Here is a 16,502-nt window from a genome sequence, read left to right as displayed (position 1 = left end):
CCGGACAGGAGGTGACGTGACGATGAAGGCGTTGATGAGCTTTCTCCGCGGTGATCCCATGGGCCAGAGCGGAGACGGACGCTCCTTCGGCGTCGGCCTGAGCGCCGCGCTCAGAAGGCAGTACTCGGCCGAGCAGGCCGACCGCTACCTGCGCCTGTGGACCGCCGACCGCGATATCCACAGATCCCCTCGACCGTGACAGCCCCGCCGGTACCCTTGTTTCCATGCCGTACCTCGAACAACGCATGGACAGCGTTGAAACCGACATCAAGGAGATGCGAAGCGACATCTCCGACCTGAAAGCGGACATGACGGTCGTCAAGGCCGACATTGCCGAGATGAAGAGCGACATCGTCGTCATGAAGAGCGACATCGTCGTGATGAAGGGCGACATCGTCGTGATGAAGGGCGACATAGGCGTCCTTCAGCGGTCGGTTGGCAACATGGAGAAATCCATGGCCGTCATGAGAGATGACATCAACGACATCAAGGCCAATCAGATGGAGACAAGTAACCTGCTGGCCAGGCTCGTAGCGAAGCTCGAAGGCGTCTAAGCCGCGGGCGGACCGGCCGTGCCCGCCCGCGGCCGTGTCAGCGCTCAGCCGGCTCCTTGTCCCGAACGGCACGGGACTTCAGCAGGCTGAGCACCGTGGTGACGGCGAGCGTCCCGAGGATGACGCCGAGAGAGACCAGGATCGGGATCTCCGGCGCCCAGGACACGCCGTCGTGGTGCAGCGCCTCCAGGATGAGCTTCACCCCGATGAACGCCAGCACCACCGACAGTCCCTTGCTCAGGTACACGAGCCGGTCCAGCAGCCCGCCGATCAGGAAGAACAGCTGCCGCAGCCCCATGAGCGCGAAGGCGTTGGCGGTGAACACCAGGTAGGGCTCCTTGGTCAGGCCGAAGATGGCCGGGATGGAGTCCAGGGCGAACAACAGGTCGGTGGTCCCGATGGCGACCATGACGATGAGCATCGGGGTCACCATGCGGCGGCCGTGGTGCACGGTCAGGCGGGCGCCGTGGTAGGTGTCGGTGGCCGGCAGCACGCGGCGTACCGTCCGCAGCGCGATGTTCTCGGAGAACTCCGCTTCCTCCTCCTCGTGCCCGATCAGCTTCCACGCGGTGTAGACGAGGAAGGCGCCGAAGACGTAGAAGAGCCAGTCGAAGCGGGTCACCGCCTCGGCTCCGGCCGCGATGAAGCCGCCGCGCATGACCAGCGCCAGCACGATGCCGATGAGCAGCACCTTCTGCCGGTACTGCCGCGGCACCCGGAACCTGCTCATGATCAGCAGGAAGACGAAGAGGTTGTCGACGCTGAGGGAGTACTCGGTGATCCAGCCGGCGAAGAACTCCCCGCCGTGCGCGGGACCCGAGAACACCAGCAGCCCGAAGCCGAACAGCACGGCGAGGGAGACGTAGAAGGAGACCCAGCCGACGCACTCCTTGAAGGAGGGTTCGCGCGGGTTTCGGGCGACGAGGTAGAAGTCGAGGGCGAGGATGAGGCCGAAGCCGCCGATCGTGGCGAGCCAGACCCACAGGGGCAGGTTCATCGTCTCCTCACGGTCAGGCGTTCGTGCAGCCACACGAAGCCGATGGCGAAGCCGACGCTCACCATCGCCTGGTAGGCCAGGAACAACAGGACGCCGTCCCGCATCCCCACCCCGGCCAGGCTCTCCTGGATGAGTCTGGACATCGGAAACGCGACCATCCAGAACAGGGCGACAGGCGCGAAGGCCCCGGGCCGGAAGAGCCAGCGTCCGATGAGCAGGCCGTACGCGCCGCCGCACAGCGCCAGGGGTACGGCCAGCGCGAGCGCCGACAGCGCGGCCCGTCCGAGAGGCTGCCCCGCGAGCAGGGTCAGCCCCCCGGCGGCCACGCCGGCGACGGCTCCGATCGCCGCCCCGGGCAGGGCGGGTTCGAGGCTGTGCCGGATCGCCATCAGTCCACGACCACGCCGAACGCGAACAGGCTGTAGAAGAGCATGCCCAGGTAGAACACCGCGCCGAAGCCGACGATCACGTTGGTCCACCACTTCGGCCGGATAGGTTTGGGCAGCATGCGGTTGTTGACCAGCAGCAGCGTCACGCAGTAGGCGCCCATGGCGAACGTCGACAGGAACGCCAGCGTGTCCAGGATCCCGCTGGGCCCGTCTGCCGGGCCGAAGAGCAGGATCAGGATGCCGAAGATGATCACGCCCCAGAGGAAGCCCGCGTACAGGTGGGACATCTTCCGCTTACGGGCGCCGGGCACGAAGTTGTAGGTCATGTCGGCCTGCCCGCGCGAGAACGAGTCGAACAGCCCGAGCGTGGCGTTGAGGCCGATCAGCGCGATGAAGCCGAGGAAGACCACCCCGAGCACCGAGCTGCCGGCCGAGGAGACGGCGTTCGACATGGCGGTCAGCGCCACCTCGCGGTCGTCGCCGGAGATGACCGCGCGCACCCCGGGGTTCTGCCGGACGGCCGCCTGGGCGATGACCGTGAACGAGATCGTGACCAGCATGGTCACGCCCCAGAACAGGAGGAGCGCGTCGAAGGTGACCCAGCGCCGCCAGCCCTTCCACTTGGCCATCTCGGCGGGGTCGTCGGTGTCGAACATGAACCCGCGCGCCGGCATCGCCTCTTCCTCGCCGGCGTGGCGCAGGCCGCGGATGCGCGGGATGTGCGCGCCCATGCCGGCGCCGGAGTCGCGCAGGTGCAGCGTGTACCACATCTGCTGCATCCCGGACGGCCCGGCGAACGCGCACGCCCCGACGATGACCGGGAACCACGCGGCCGACAGCGCCTCGGGCGGCAGGTAGCCGAAGGAGAACATGCCGGTGATCGTGGAGATCACGTCACCCCAGGAGCCGACCATCGCCGCGACCACCGCGGTGCTGAGCACGAGCACGCCGATGAGCACCGACAGCAGGTTCTCCAGCACGTTGTAGATCACCTTGGCCAGGGAGAAGACCACCCCGACCAGGATGAGCCCGATGACCGCGGTGACCACCCAGGGAATGCCGGTGATCTCCTCGAAGGCCGCCGCGCCCGCCGACAGGTGGCCCGGCCAGATGTAGACGGCGATGGCCGTCACGAAGAAGAACCACATGATCGGTTTGAACACGCGGGCGGCGCCGGAGAAGATGCTCTCCCCCGTCGCCATCGCGTACCGCGCCATCTCCAGCATCACGACGGCCTGCAGGGTGACGCCGATCAGGAACAACCACCTGATCTCCGGCCCGAACAGCAGGACGAGCCTGGGCCACATGTAGGACTCGCCCATCCCCACGCCCAGGGCGACCAGGAAGACGGTCGGCCCGAGAATGTGCACCGACGGGGGCGCGTCGGGCAGTTTTCTGATGGGCATCGGCTCCAGCCGGCCCGCTTTCCATACGCGTTCGTCCTCAACCGGTGGCGCTGCGGCCGCCGATGGTTTGGATGTGTCCACCTAAGGACCTCCTGGGGGGAAAGGTTGGTTCCTGTGGGCTGCCCCGATGTGCCCCCTCGCCTGCCGCGTCCGGCTCTTAACGCAGCAGTCCGGCCGCTCTGGCCCAGCGATACTTCGCGCCGAGCACGGCCACCGGCTTCTCAGTCGTGTACGGGTAGGCGATGACTCCGTGGTCGAACAGGTACGCGCAGGCTTCCTCCACTTCGGTGTCACCGGCCAGGGACGCGACGACCGGCTTGACGTTGCCCTTCTCCCGCTCCTCCGCCACCACGCGGGCGAGGAGTTCGGCGAAGACCATGGGCGGGGTCACGATCGTGTGCCAGTACCCGAGGACCAGCGCGTGGACGCGCTCGTCGGACAGCCCGAGCCTGACCGTGTTCTCGTAGGTCGACGGCGGTTCGCCGCCGGTGATGTCGATGGGGTTGCCCGCGGCTCCGAAGGGCGGGATGAAGGCGCGGAAGGCCTCGTCCAGGTCGGCCGGGATGTCCATGAGCGTGAGCCCGGCGTCCACGCACGCGTCGGACAGCAGCACGCCGGATCCGCCCGCGCCGGTGATGATGACGACGTTCTCCCCCTGCGGGGCGGGCATCAGCGGCAGCGCCCTGGCGTACTCCAGCATGTCGTTGAGCCCGGGGGCGCGCACGACTCCGGCCTGGCGCAGGATGTCGTCGTAGACCTTGTCGTCGCCGGCCAGCGCTCCGGTGTGCGAGCCGGCCGCCCGCGCGCCCATCGCCGTACGCCCGGCTTTGAGCACGATGACGGGCTTGTTCCTGACGACCCTGCGCGCGGCGTCGACGAAGCCGCGCCCGTCCTTGAGGTCCTCCAGGTGCATGGCGACCGCGCGGGTGTTGTCGTCCTGCTCGAAGAAGGTGAGCAGGTCGTCCTCGTCGACGTCGGCCTTGTTGCCGACGCCGACGATCGCCGAGACGCCCATCTTGGTGGTACGGCTGAAGCCCAGGATGGCCATGCCGATGCCGCCGCTCTGCGAGGTCAGCGCGACACTGCCCTTCACGTCGTACGGCGTGCAGAACGTGGCGCAGAGGTTCTCCGGCGTGTAGTAGTAGCCGTAGATGTTGGGCCCGAGCATCCGCACCCCGTGCCGGCGGGCGATCTCGACGATCTCACGCTGCCCGTCGACGTTGCCGGTCTCGGCGAACCCCGACGGGATCATGATCGCGCCCGCGACCCCCTTCTTGCCCGCCTCCTCCAGCGCGGGGGCGACGAAGGCGGCGGGGATGGCGAAGACGGCGACGTCCACGTCGTAGGGGACCTCGGCGATGCTCTTGTAGGCGGGCAGCCCCATGATCTCGATGGCCTTGGGGTTGATCGGGAAGATCTGGCCCTGGTAGCCGCCGTTGATGAGGTTGCGCATGACCGAGTTGCCGATCTTGCCCTGTTCGGCGGAGGCGCCGATGACGGCGATGGCGCGCGGCTTGAAGATGCGGGTCATCTGGTCGAGGATGCGCTCCCTCGGCAGGCGTTCGACCGGCGGGGGCGCGGCGCCGACGAGGATGCGCACGTCGGCGGCGACGGCCCCGGAGGCGCCGGCGAAGACGGGGTTGAGGTCGATCTCCACGATCTCGGGGTGCTCGTCGACCAGCCTGCCCACGCGCTCGATGAGCTGGGCGAGGGCGGCGCGGTCGGCGGGCTCGGCACCGCGCGCCCCACGCAGCACCTCCGCCGCTTTGATGTCGTCGAGCATCGTCAGGGCATCATCACCCGAGACGGGGGCCAGGCGGAAGGTCACGTCCTTGAGCACTTCGACCAGGACTCCGCCCAGGCCGAAGGCGACGACCTTGCCGAAGGTGGGGTCGGTGACGGCGCCGACGATGACCTCGTGGCCGCCGCCGACCAGTTGCTGGACCTGGACGCCGTCGATCTGGGCGCCGGGGTCGTAGGCGAGCGCGTTGGCGACGATCTTCTGGTGGCCCTCGCGGACCTCCTCGGGGGTCTTGAGTCCCACGAGCACGCCGCCGGCCTCGGTCTTGTGCAGGATGTCCGGCGAGACGATCTTCAAGACCACGGGGAAGCCGATTTTTGCTGATATTTCGACCGCTTCCTCGGCGGTGGCGGCCAGGCCCTCGCCCGGGGTGGCGATGCCGTACTCCTCGCAGATCGTCCTCCCCTCGGGGGCGGTCAGGGCCGTGCGGCCCTCGGCCAGCGCCTTCTCGATGACTTCCCTCGCGGACATCAGATGACTCCGTTCGTCTTCAGCTCGGCCAGCTCGCCCGCGCTCACGCCGAGCGCACCGTAGATCTCCTGGTTGTGCTCGCCGAGCAGGGGCGGGGTGCGCACGTCCACCGGCGAGTCGGAAAGCTGCAGCGGGCTGCCCACGGTGACGAACTCGCCCCGCTCCGGGTGCTCCACCGCGACGACGATGCCCTCCTGGCGCAGGCTCTCGTCCTGCGCCAGCTCCCTGGTCGACAGGATCGGGCCGCACGGGACGTTCTCGGCGTTGAGCCGGTCGAGCACCGACCACTTGTCGTGGCGGATGGTCCACTCCTCGATGAGCTGGAACATCTTGTCGAGCTTGCCCAGCCGGGCCTCCGGGGTGGCCCACTCGGGGTCGTCGGCCAGCTCGGGGCGGCCGATGATGCCGGCGATCGGCCGCCAGCCGACCGGCTGGACGATCACGTAGATGTAGTCGTTGGGTCCGCCCGGCGCGCAGCGCACCGCCCATCCGGGCTGGCCGCCGCCGCTGGCGTTGCCCGAGCGCGGCACCTCGTCGCCGAAGTTCCTGTTCGGGTACTCGCGCAGCGGCCCGTGCGCCAGCCGCTGCTGGTCACGCAGCTTCACCCGGCACAGATTCAGTACGGCGTGCTGCATCGCCACCTGCACCCGCTGCCCCCGCCCGGTGCCCTCCCGCTGGTACAGAGCGGCGAGGATGCCCGCCACCACGTGCACACCGGTGCCCGAGTCGCCGATCTGCGCGCCCGTGGCCAGCGGCGGCCCCTCCTCGAAGCCCGTGGTGGTCATCGAGCCGCCCATGGCCTGGGCGATCACCTCGTACGCCTTGAACTTGGCGTACTTGCCTGCGCCGAAGCCCTTGATCGAGGCGTAGATGAGGCGCGGGTTGAGCTCGCTCAGGCGTTCCCAGGTGAAGCCCATCCGGTCGACCGCGCCGGGCCCGAAGTTCTCGACCAGGATGTCGGCGCCCTTCACCAGTTCGGTGAACAGCTCCTTGCCCCGCTCGGACTTCATGTTGAGGGTGATGCTGCGTTTGTTGCAGTTGAGCATCGTGAAGTAGAGGCTGTCGACGCCGGGTTTGTCGCGCAGTTGCTGACGGGTGATGTCGCCCGTGGGCGCCTCCAGCTTGACCACGTCGGCGCCGAGCCAGGCGAGCAGCTGGGTGGCCGAAGGGCCGGACTGGACGTGGGTCATGTCGAGGACGCGGACGCCTTCCAGAGCCTTCATCTGAGCCTCACTTGTACATCGTCTGGTTCATGGTTCCGGGGGCGTAGACCTCGGGGTCGACCCACACGTTGATCAGCGAGGGCTTGCCGGACTCGCGGGCCCTGCGCAGGGCCGGGGCGATCTCGTCCGGGTCGCGGACCTCCTCGCCGTAGCCGCCGAGCAGCTTGGCGAAGTCGCCGTAGCGGATGTCGCCCAGCGTGTTGCCGACGCGGGCGCGGTCCTCGCCGTACTTGGCGGCCTGGCCGTACCTGATCTGGTTCATCGAGGAGTTGTTGCCGATGACGCCGATGAACGGCAGGTCGAAGCGGATCATCGTCTCGAAGTCCCAGCCGGTCAGGGAGAAGGCGCCGTCGCCGAACAGGCAGAGCACCTCCTTGTCGCGGCGGGCCTGCTTGGCGGCCATCGCGAACGCCATGCCGACGCCGAGGGTGCCCAGCGGGCCCGGGTCCATCCAGTGGCCGGGCGACTTGGGCTGTACGACCTGGCCGGAGAAGGTGACGATGTCGCCGCCGTCGCCGATGTAGATGGTGTCCTCGGTCAGGAACTCGTTGATCTCGTGGACGAGGCGGTAGGGGTCGATGGGCGAGCTGGCCGACAGCTGCCTGGACAGGCGCTTGTCGTAGGACTGGGTCTCGACCGCGCGCAGCTCCTCGATCCACTCCTTGCGCCGGGCGGCGGCGTCGCTGATCCGGCCGCCGGCCGCCTGGACCGCGGCCGACAGGATGAGCCCGGCGTCGCCGACGATGCCCAGGTCGATGTCGCGGTTCTTGCCGACCGTGCGGTAGTCGAGGTCGATCTGGACCACGGTGGCGGCCGGGGACAGGCGCTTGCCGTACCCCATCCTGAAGTCGAACGGCGTGCCGACGATGATGATGAGGTCGGCCTCGGTGAAGGCGTACCTTCTCGACAGCTGGAAGTGGTGCGGGTCGCCGGGCGGGAGCGTGCCGCGGCCGGAGCCGTTCATGTAGGCGGGCACGTTCAGGCTTCTGACGAAGTCGATCGCCGCGTCGGTGGCCCGGCAGGTCCAGACCTGGCTGCCGAGCAGGATGCACGGCTTCTCGGCGTGGGCGAGCATGTCGGCCAGGCGTTCGATCGCCTCCGGGTCGCCGGCCTGCCGGGTGGAGGCCCGGTAGTTCTTGGGGATGCGCGCCTTCTCCAGCGGGATCTTCGCGTCCAGCACGTCGCGCGGGATCTCCAGGAACGACGGGCCGGGGGCGCCGTGGTAGCACTCGCGGAAGGCCATCGACACGATGTCGGCCACGCGTTCGGTGCTCGGCACCGTGGCGGCGAACTTCGTGATCGGCGTCATCATGTCCACGTGCGGCAGGTCCTGGAGTGAGCCCATCTTGTGCTGGCTCAGCGCGCCCTGGCCGCCGATGAGAAGCATGGGGCTCTCCGCGCGGAAGGCGTTGGCCACGCCGGTGACCGCGTCGGTCGTGCCCGGTCCCGCGGTGACCACCGCGCAGCCGGGTTTGCCGGTGATGCGCGCGTAGCCGTCAGCGGCGTGCGCGGCCACCTGCTCGTGACGAACGTCGATCACTTCGATGCCCTCATCGACGCAACCGTCGTAGATGTCGATGATGTGCCCGCCGCACAGCGTGTAGATCACATCCACGCCCTCGGCCTTGAGCGCTTTGGCTACCAGATGACCGCCAGAGATCGTTTCCGACATCGTGTACCCTTCTCGGCGACTGTCTCCCGCATACTGCATACCGTATGACGCCAATGGTTACTCCCTTGTGAACGGCCTGTCCAGACCTCTACGGCAACTCGATCAACTCCACGGGCCCGCCGCACCACCCCGGCGGCACCGCCGCCAGGGCCTCGGCCAGCGCCGCTCCCCACAACGAACCCGGCCGGTCGTGCCCCACGGGAACCGCGCCCTTCTCCGAACGCCGGACCGGCACCAGGCGGGTGTCGCGCGGATGCGCCCGCACCGGCCCCGCCAGCGCGCTCATCTGTCCCCGGTACGGCCCGCCGAGCAGCGGCACCAGCAGCGTGAGAGCCGCCCCGAGCGCGGCGAAGGGATTGCCGGGCAGGCCCACGAGCATGGCCCCCGACTCCAGCCCGGCCAGGATCTGCGGATGCCCGGGACGCACGGCCACCCCGTCGACCAGCACCTCCGCGCCTCGTAGCACAGCACGCAGATGGTCGGCGGGCCCCTTCGACGAGGCCCCGCAGACCACGACCACGTCGGCGTCCTGGCTCGTGAGCGCCTCGCGTAGCGCCCGCTCGCCGTCGGGCAGCCTGGCGACGCCGGCCAGGCGGCCGCCCGCCCACTCGACCAGGCCGGGCAGCATCGGGCCGATCGCATCGCGGACCCGGCCGAGCCCCGGCACGCCCGCGAAGACCACCTCGTCACCGGTCACCAGCACCGACACGGCGGGCCTGGGCACCACGCGCAGCCGGTCGTGCCCCAGCCCGGCGGCCAGCCCGAGCACGGACGGGGTGACCAGGGTTCCGGCGCCGAGCACCACGGCGTCCTCGGGGATGTCCTCGCCCCGGCGCCTGATGTGCCGTCCCGTCTCGGCCGGGCCCTTGACCCACTGGCCGTCGGCGTCGGCGGCCTCGTAGGGCAGCACCGCCGCCGCCCGTGCGGGCACCGGGGCTCCGGTGGCGATCTCGACGGCCTCGCCGCCGGCCAGCGACGGGTACGCCGCTCCCCCGGCCAGCACCCTGCCCACCAGGCGCCAGGGCGGCGGGCCGCAGACCGCGTAGCCGTCCATGGCCGACACGTCCGTGCCCGGTACCGGGACCAGGGCGCGGAGGGGTTCGGCCAGGCGGCAGCCGTACACCTCGGCGAGGGGGAGATCGGCCGGTGCGGGCGGGCGGGCGCGGGCGGCGGCGAGGGCACGGGCCCGCTCCCAGGACAGCGTGCTCATGGGCGGCTCCTTGACTGGCATTTTTCCATACTGTATACCGAATGCAGATTCCGACGCGAGAACGGAGCGCAGCATGAAAGTCGCTGTTCTTGGCGCCGGCGCCATCGGCGCATACGTGGGAGCCGCCCTGCACAGGGCGGGAGTCGAGGTGCATCTGATCGCGAGAGGCGAGCACCTTGCGGCCATCCGCCGCGAGGGAGTACGGGTGCTCAGCCCCCGGGGCGATTTCGTCGCCCACCCCCATGCCACCGACGATCCGACCCACGTCGGCCAGGTGGACCACGTCTTCCTGGGCCTCAAGGCGAACAGCTACGCCGCCGCGGGCCCCATGATCAAGCCGTTGCTGCACGAGGCCACGAGCATCATCGCCGCGCAGAACGGCATCCCGTGGTGGTACTTCCACGGGCTCAACAGTCCCTACCGGGGCTACCGCATCGAGAGCGTCGATCCGGACGGGGCCGTCACCGCGGCGTTGCCGCTGGAGCGCGCGATCGGCTGCGTCGTCTACGCCGCCACCGAGATCGAGGCGCCGGGCGTCATCCGGCACCTGGAGGGAACCCGGTTCTCCATCGGCGAGCCGGGCGGGCAGCTGAGCGCCCGGTGCGCCGCCTTCAGCCGGGCCGCGGTCGAGGGCGGGCTCAAGTGCCCGGTCGAGGCCGACGTCCGGCGCGATGTGTGGATCAAGCTGATGGGCAACATCGCCTTCAACCCGATCAGCGCCCTGGCCCGCGCCACCATGGCCGGAATCGCCCGCCACCAGGGCACCCGCGAACTGGTCATGGCCATGATGCGGGAGACCGTCGAGGTGGCCGGAAGGGTCGGGTGCGATCCGGGTGTGTCGATCGAACGGCGGCTGCGCGGCGCGGAGAAGGCGGGCGAGCACAAGACCTCCACGCTGCAGGACCTGGAGAAGGGCAAGCCGCTGGAACTGGACGTCCTGCTGGCGGCGGTGGTCGAGCTGGCCGACCTGACCGGCGCCGAGGTGCCGGTGCTGCGTGCGATCCACGCGGTGAGCGATCTGCTGAACGAGAACGTTGCTCCTACGGCCTAGCCAGGCATACCGTAGGCTGTATACAGAATGGAGGGATCATGAGCTATGACCGCCTGACCCATCCACTGGTGCGCGAGGACGGCGTGCTGCGCGAGGCCACCTGGGACGAGGCGCTCGACCGCGCCGCCGAGGGCTTCAGGCGCGCCGTCGACCGGCACGGCCCCGACACCTTCGCGATGTTGTCGTGCGCCCGCTCCACCAACGAGATGAACTACATAGGCCAGAAGTTCACCCGTGTGGTCATGGGCACCAACAACGTGGACTCCTGCAACCGCACCTGCCACGCCCCCAGCGTGGCGGGGTTGTCGGCGGTGTTCGGCAGCGGTGGCGGCACCTCCTCCTACCAGGAGGTCGAGGACACCGACGTGATCGTGATGTGGGGCTCGGCCGCCAGGAACGCCCACCCGATCTTCTTCCACCACGTACTCAAGGGCATCCACAAGGGCGCCCGCATGTTCGCCGTCGATCCCAGGCGCACCGGCACCGCGCAGTGGGCCGACCGCTGGCTCGGCCTGAACGTCGGCACCGACATCCCCCTCGCCCACGCCGTGGCCCGCGAGATCATCCACGCCGGCCTGCACAACCAGGCGTTCATCGAGCGGGCGACGGCGGGCTTCGCGGAGTTCGCCGCCTCGGTCGAGCCCTGGACGCTCACCGCCGCCGAGCAGGTGACCGGCGTACCGGCCGAGGCGATCAAGGAACTGGCCCACGCGTACGCCCGCGCCGACCGCGCCCAGCTGTGCTGGACGCTCGGCATCACCGAGCACCACAACGCCACCGACAACGTACGCGCGCTGATCAACCTGTCGCTGCTCACCGGCCACGTCGGCCGCTACGGCTCCGGCCTGTCACCCCTGCGCGGCCAGAACAACGTGCAGGGCGGCGGCGACATGGGCGCCATCCCCAACCGGCTGCCCGGCTTCCAGGACATCCTCGACCCGGCCGTACGGCGGCGCTTCGAGTCAGCCTGGAATATCGGGATTCAGCCGAAATATGGTCTTAATCTCACCCAGATGCTGGAGGCGATGGCCGAGGGCGAGGTCACCGCCTGCTACCTCATCGGCGAGAACCCCGTCCAGTCCGAGGCCGACTCGCTGGCCTGCGTCAAGCGCCTGTCCATGCTCGACCACCTGGTCGTCCAGGACATCTTCCTCACCAAGACCGCCCAGATGGCCGACGTCGTCCTGCCCGCCAGCGCCGCCTGGTGCGAGAGCGACGGCACGTTCACCAACAGCGAGCGCCGCGTCCAGCGCGTCCGCAAGGCGCTCGACCCGCCGGGCGAGGCCCGCGACGACATCTGGATCATGTGCGAGCTGGCGCGCAGGCTCGGCCACGACTGGCACTACGACGGCGCCGAAGAGGTCTGGAACGAACTGCGCGCCCTCTCCCCCGCCCACGCCGGCATGACCTACCAGCGGCTGGCCGACCTGCAGGGCATCCAGTGGCCCTGCCCCTCCGAGGACTCCGTCGAACCGCCCTACCTGCACGGACGGCTCTGGCAGAGCGACCCTGTCAAGCGCGGCACACCGGCGCCGTTCGCCGTGCTGCGTCACTCGCCGCCGGTGGACCTGCTCGACGAGGAGTACCCGCTCCGGCTCACCACCGGGCGGCGGCTCGACTCCTACAACACCGGCGTCCAGTCCTCCGGGTTCGCCTCGCCGCTGCGCCGCGGCGAGACCATCGAACTGTGCCCGGAGGACGCGCTGCGCCTCGGGCTCACCGCCGGGGAGGAGGTGCGTATCACCTCCAGGCGCGGCTCGGTCGTGGCGCCCGTCTTCATCGACCCCGCGCTGCGGCCGGGGCTGGTCTTCATGACCATGCACTTCCCCGACGAGGTCGACACCAACGCCCTCACCATCGAGGCGACCTGCCCCATCGCGGGGACGGCCGAGTTCAAGGCGGCAGCCGTACGCGTCGAGAAGCTTGTGAAGGTGGGCTGATGGACCTGCGCTTCCGCGACGCCCAGCCCACCGACGAGGAGCGCGCGGCCGTCGACGCGCTGCTCGGACCGCCCGCCACCGCGTGGGACGGCGGCGACAGAACCGCCGCCGACCTGCGCTTCGCCGCCCGCGCCGAACCGGCGCGGGACCTGCTGCTGCCCGCGCTGCACGCGGTCAACGACCGGGTGGGCTGGATCAGCGAGGGCGCGCTCGACTACATCTGCCGCCGGCTGACCGTGCCGCCCGCCGAGGCCTTCGGGGTGGCGTCGTTCTACTCGCTGTTCTCCCTGTCCGAGCGGCCCGCCTCCGTGCTGCACGTCTGCACGGACCTGGCCTGCCACGCTCAGGGCTCTTCCGAGGTACGGCAGGCCGTCGCCGACCGGCTCGGACCGCCAGGGAAATCCTGGCAGGAGAGCCCGTGCCTCGGGTTGTGCGAGCGGGCACCGGCCTGTCTGACGTTGACCGCGGGCGATCCGCCCTCCGCCGCGGTGGACGCTCCCTATTCCGCGGGTCAGGCCGGTGAGCCGCCCGTGGCGGCGGCGGTGCCGCAGGCCGGGCAGGACGGGTTGGTGCTGCTGCGGCGGGTCGGGGTCGTGGATCCGCTGAGCCTGGACGACTACCGGGCGCAGGGCGGGTACCAGGCGCTGCGCCGGGCCTTCCGGCTCGGCCCCGCCGGGGTGATCAGGGAGGTCACCGACTCCGGGCTGGTCGGCAGGGGCGGCGCCGCGTTCCCGACCGGCCGCAAGTGGGAGGCCACGGCCCGCCAGCCCGACCATCCGCACTACCTGGTCTGCAACGCCGACGAGAGCGAGCCGGGCACCTTCAAGGACCGCGTGATCATGGAGGGCGACCCGTACGCGCTGATCGAGGCCATGACGATCGCCGCCTACGCCACCGGGTGCGCCAAGGGCTACCTGTACATCAGGGGCGAATATCCGCGGGCGCGGCACGCGCTGGAGAACGCCATGGCCACGGCCCGTGCCCGGGGTCTGCTCGGCGCGGACATCCTGGGCCAGGGGTTCTCCTTCGACATCGAGCTGCGGCGGGGGGCGGGGGCGTACATCTGCGGGGAGGAGACGGCGATCTTCAACTCCATCGAGGGGCAGCGCGGGGAGCCGCGCAGCAAGCCGCCGTTCCCGGTGGAGAAGGGGCTGTTCGGCAAGCCGACCGTGGTCAACAACGTGGAGACGCTGGTCAACGTGCTGCCGATTCTGGAGAGGGGGCCGGCGGCTTATCGGGGGGCGGAGCCCAAGTTGTTCTGCGTATCCGGAAATATCGCGAAACCGGGGGTCTATGAGCTGCCCTTCGGCGCCACGCTCAGGGAGCTTCTCGACCTGGCCGTGCCCACCGGCACGGTCAGGGCGGTGCTGCTGGGCGGCGCGGCCGGGGCGTTCGTCACCGACCTGGACATCCCGCTGACCTTCGAGGGCACCCGGCAGGCCGGTGCCACCCTGGGCTCCGGCGTCGTGCTGGTACTCGGCGACGACGTCGACCTCAAGGCCATCCTGCTGCGCATCGCCGAGTTCTTCCGCGACGAGTCGTGCGGGCAGTGCGTACCGTGCCGGGTCGGGACCGTGCGGCAGGAGGAGGCGCTGCACCGCCTCTCCCGCCGCGTCGACCACTCCGACCTGGTCCTGCTGCGCGAAGTCGGCCAGACCATGCGTGACACCTCCATCTGCGGGCTCGGCCAGACCGCCTGGAACGCGGTCGAATCCGCCATCGACCGGTTGGGAGTCTTCAAGTGATCCCGTTGCAGCCCCCTCGGCGGCTGATCGACGTCGAGATCGACGGCGAAGCCGTACGCGTACCGGAAGGAGCGACGCTCCTCGACGCCTGCGCGACGGCGGGAAAGGACATCCCGACGCTCTGCCACGGCGACACCCTCACCCCGAAGAACGCCTGCCGCGTCTGCGTCGTCGAGGTCGAGGGCGCGCGCACGCTGGCCCCGGCCTGCTCGCGCAAGGCCGAGGCCGGGATGAAGGTCGCCACCGGCACCGAGCGCGCCCGCCACAGCCGCAAGGTCGTCCTCGAACTGCTGGCCTCCTCCACCGACCTGTCCACGACCCCGCGGGCCAAGGAATGGATGGCCGAGTACGGGGCCGACCCCGCCAGGTTCGGCGAGGACGCGGCCACCGTCGAACAGCCCCCCAAGGTGGACAACGACCTCTACGTGCGCGACTACGGCAAATGCATCCTCTGCTACAAGTGCGTGGACGCCTGCGGCGAGCAGTGGCAGAACTCCTTCGCCATCTCCGTGGCCGGGCGCGGCTTCGACGCGACCATCTCCACCGAATGGGACGCGGCGCTCACCGACTCGGCCTGCGTCTACTGCGGCAACTGCGTGGAGGTCTGCCCGACCGGGGCACTGTCGTTCAAGACCGAGTTCGACATGCGCGCCGACGGCACCTGGGACGAGGACCGCCAGAGCGAGACCACCACCATCTGCAGCTACTGCGGCGTCGGCTGCAACCTCACCCTCCACGTCCAGGACAACAAGATCGTCAAGGTGACGTCGCCCCACGACAACCCCGTCACCCACGGCAACCTCTGCGTGAAGGGACGCTTCGGGTACGGCTATGTCTAGAGTGACGATCAAGCGCCCCATCCTGCGCGTCCGCGACACCACCACCCGCCGCTTCGACTCCCTGGCCGCCGAGGAACCCCTGGAGATCCGCCTCGACGGCACCCCGCTGACCGTCACCATGCGTACCCCCGGGGACGACTTCGACCTGGCCGCCGGGTTTCTGGTCAGTGAGGGCGCCGTCGGTCGTGCTGCCGACGTCGCCGCCATCCGCTACTGCGCGGGCGCGCTGGCCGACGGGACGCAGACGTACAACGTCCTGGATGTACGGCTGGCGCCCGGCGTACCCCGCCCTGAACCCCGCAACTTCTACACCACCTCCTCCTGCGGCGTGTGCGGGAAGGCGTCGCTGGAGGCGGTACGCACCGTCGCCCGCTGGACGCCGCGCGAAGACCCGATCAGGCTGAGCCGCCAGACGATCACCGCCCTGCCGGACCGGCTGCGCTCGGCCCAGCGCGTCTTCGAGCGGACCGGCGGGTTGCACGCGGCCGCCCTGTTCACGCCGACCGGCGAGGCGATGTGCGTACGTGAGGACGTGGGCCGCCACAACGCCGTGGACAAACTCCTTGGCTGGGCCCTGCGCGGCGACCTGCTGCCGCTGCGCGAAACCGTCCTGATGGTCTCCGGCCGCGCCTCCTTCGAACTGGTGCAGAAGGCGGTCATGGCCGGGGTACCGGTGCTGGCCGCGGTCTCGGCACCCTCCTCCCTGGCCGTGGAACTGGCGGCCGAGGAGGGGATGACGCTGATCGGCTTCCTGCGGGGGGAGTCGATGAACGTCTATGCCGGCGAGCACCGCCTCGACGTCACCCCGGCCACCGGCCTCGGCTCGGCCGGTGGACGCAGTCCGGGATGATGACGGGATGCCGCACGGTGCTCCGGTGCCCCGACACCGTCCGGCATCCCACCAGGCGCATTATGGGCGCTCCGCGCAAAAGGGCCTCCCCAAACAGGCGCTTCGCGCAAGGGGCTCCGGGCTCCCTTCAGTGGGGGGCCAAGCCCCCACGACCCCCTGCCGGGGGCCTCCCGGCCCCCCGTCCCCCGAGCCTTGGCCGGGGCGCCCACGACCCATGGGCCTGCGCAAACAGGCGCTTCGCGTTATAGGCTCCGGGCTCCCCTCTGTGGGGGGCCGAGCCCCCCACGACCCCCAGGGGGGGGGGGGGGGGGGGCCCCCGCCCCCCCCCCCCCCCGCGGCGGGCGCGGCGGGCGG

14 protein-coding genes are annotated in these 16,502 nt (G+C 70.0%); 7 read left to right on the top strand and 7 right to left on the bottom strand.

Annotated features, from left to right (window positions below; all coding sequences use genetic code 11):
* The first annotated feature begins 34 nt into the window (after positions 1-34).
* The gene (locus ACFWY5_RS16480; protein WP_379622056.1) at positions 35-199 is read left to right on the top strand and encodes a hypothetical protein; all 165 of its coding nucleotides are present in this window, start codon (positions 35-37) and stop codon (positions 197-199) included.
* Positions 200-224: 25 nt separating this feature from the next.
* On the top strand, positions 225-554 hold the full coding sequence (locus tag ACFWY5_RS16475; RefSeq protein ID WP_379632686.1) for a hypothetical protein: 330 nt from the start codon (positions 225-227) through the stop codon (positions 552-554).
* A gap of 37 nt (positions 555-591) precedes the next feature.
* Here ACFWY5_RS16475 and ACFWY5_RS16470 read toward each other — a convergent pair whose 3' ends face one another.
* The 7 genes from ACFWY5_RS16470 to ACFWY5_RS16440 all read right to left on the bottom strand — a co-directional run bounded on the left by ACFWY5_RS16470 (position 592) and on the right by ACFWY5_RS16440 (position 9,723).
* Positions 592-1,551, bottom strand: a complete 960-nt coding sequence (locus ACFWY5_RS16470) for a TerC family protein (protein ID WP_379622052.1) — start codon at positions 1,549-1,551, stop codon at positions 592-594.
* The gene (locus ACFWY5_RS16465) at positions 1,548-1,940 is read right to left on the bottom strand and encodes a hypothetical protein (RefSeq protein ID WP_379632684.1); all 393 of its coding nucleotides are present in this window, start codon (positions 1,938-1,940) and stop codon (positions 1,548-1,550) included. Before ACFWY5_RS16465 ends, ACFWY5_RS16470 begins: the two co-directional genes overlap by 4 nt.
* Positions 1,940-3,346: an Nramp family divalent metal transporter gene (locus ACFWY5_RS16460; protein ID WP_379632683.1), complete on the bottom strand. Its 1,407-nt coding sequence runs from the start codon at positions 3,344-3,346 to the stop codon at positions 1,940-1,942. Before ACFWY5_RS16460 ends, ACFWY5_RS16465 begins: the two co-directional genes overlap by 1 nt.
* Positions 3,347-3,503: 157 nt before the next feature.
* On the bottom strand, positions 3,504-5,618 hold the full coding sequence (locus tag ACFWY5_RS16455; RefSeq protein WP_379632681.1) for an acetate--CoA ligase family protein: 2,115 nt from the start codon (positions 5,616-5,618) through the stop codon (positions 3,504-3,506).
* The gene (gene frc, locus ACFWY5_RS16450) at positions 5,618-6,841 is read right to left on the bottom strand and encodes a formyl-CoA transferase (protein ID WP_379632679.1); all 1,224 of its coding nucleotides are present in this window, start codon (positions 6,839-6,841) and stop codon (positions 5,618-5,620) included. The genes ACFWY5_RS16455 and frc overlap by 1 nt, the downstream gene beginning before the upstream one ends.
* 7 nt (positions 6,842-6,848) lie before the next feature.
* The gene (locus ACFWY5_RS16445; protein WP_379632677.1) at positions 6,849-8,513 is read right to left on the bottom strand and encodes a thiamine pyrophosphate-binding protein; all 1,665 of its coding nucleotides are present in this window, start codon (positions 8,511-8,513) and stop codon (positions 6,849-6,851) included.
* A gap of 88 nt (positions 8,514-8,601) precedes the next feature.
* Complete coding sequence (locus ACFWY5_RS16440; RefSeq protein ID WP_379632675.1) at positions 8,602-9,723, bottom strand: molybdopterin molybdotransferase MoeA; 1,122 nt, start codon at positions 9,721-9,723, stop codon at positions 8,602-8,604.
* 73 nt (positions 9,724-9,796) lie between these two features.
* On the opposite strand from ACFWY5_RS16440, the gene ACFWY5_RS16435 reads away from it, so the two are divergent.
* The 5 genes from ACFWY5_RS16435 to fdhD are packed head-to-tail and all read left to right on the top strand — an operon-like array spanning position 9,797 to position 16,148.
* Positions 9,797-10,774: a 2-dehydropantoate 2-reductase gene (locus ACFWY5_RS16435; protein ID WP_379632673.1), complete on the top strand. Its 978-nt coding sequence runs from the start codon at positions 9,797-9,799 to the stop codon at positions 10,772-10,774.
* A 38-nt stretch (positions 10,775-10,812) separates the two neighbouring features.
* Complete coding sequence (locus ACFWY5_RS16430; protein ID WP_379632671.1) at positions 10,813-12,714, top strand: molybdopterin oxidoreductase family protein; 1,902 nt, start codon at positions 10,813-10,815, stop codon at positions 12,712-12,714.
* Complete coding sequence (locus ACFWY5_RS16425) at positions 12,714-14,459, top strand: NAD(P)H-dependent oxidoreductase subunit E (protein ID WP_379632669.1); 1,746 nt, start codon at positions 12,714-12,716, stop codon at positions 14,457-14,459. Before ACFWY5_RS16430 ends, ACFWY5_RS16425 begins: the two co-directional genes overlap by 1 nt.
* Positions 14,459-15,298, top strand: coding sequence for a 2Fe-2S iron-sulfur cluster-binding protein (locus ACFWY5_RS16420; protein ID WP_379633102.1), 840 nt, complete (start codon positions 14,459-14,461; stop codon positions 15,296-15,298). The genes ACFWY5_RS16425 and ACFWY5_RS16420 overlap by 1 nt, the downstream gene beginning before the upstream one ends.
* The gene (gene fdhD / locus ACFWY5_RS16415) at positions 15,291-16,148 is read left to right on the top strand and encodes a formate dehydrogenase accessory sulfurtransferase FdhD (protein ID WP_379622032.1); all 858 of its coding nucleotides are present in this window, start codon (positions 15,291-15,293) and stop codon (positions 16,146-16,148) included. The genes ACFWY5_RS16420 and fdhD overlap by 8 nt, the downstream gene beginning before the upstream one ends.
* The last annotated feature ends 354 nt before the right edge of the window (positions 16,149-16,502 follow it).

The organism is Nonomuraea sp. NPDC059007 (assembly GCF_042740555.1).
GTDB lineage: Bacteria > Actinomycetota > Actinomycetes > Streptosporangiales > Streptosporangiaceae > Nonomuraea.
The sequence above is the reverse complement of the archived record's forward strand: the minus strand, read 5'-3'. Positions and strand labels throughout refer to the sequence as shown.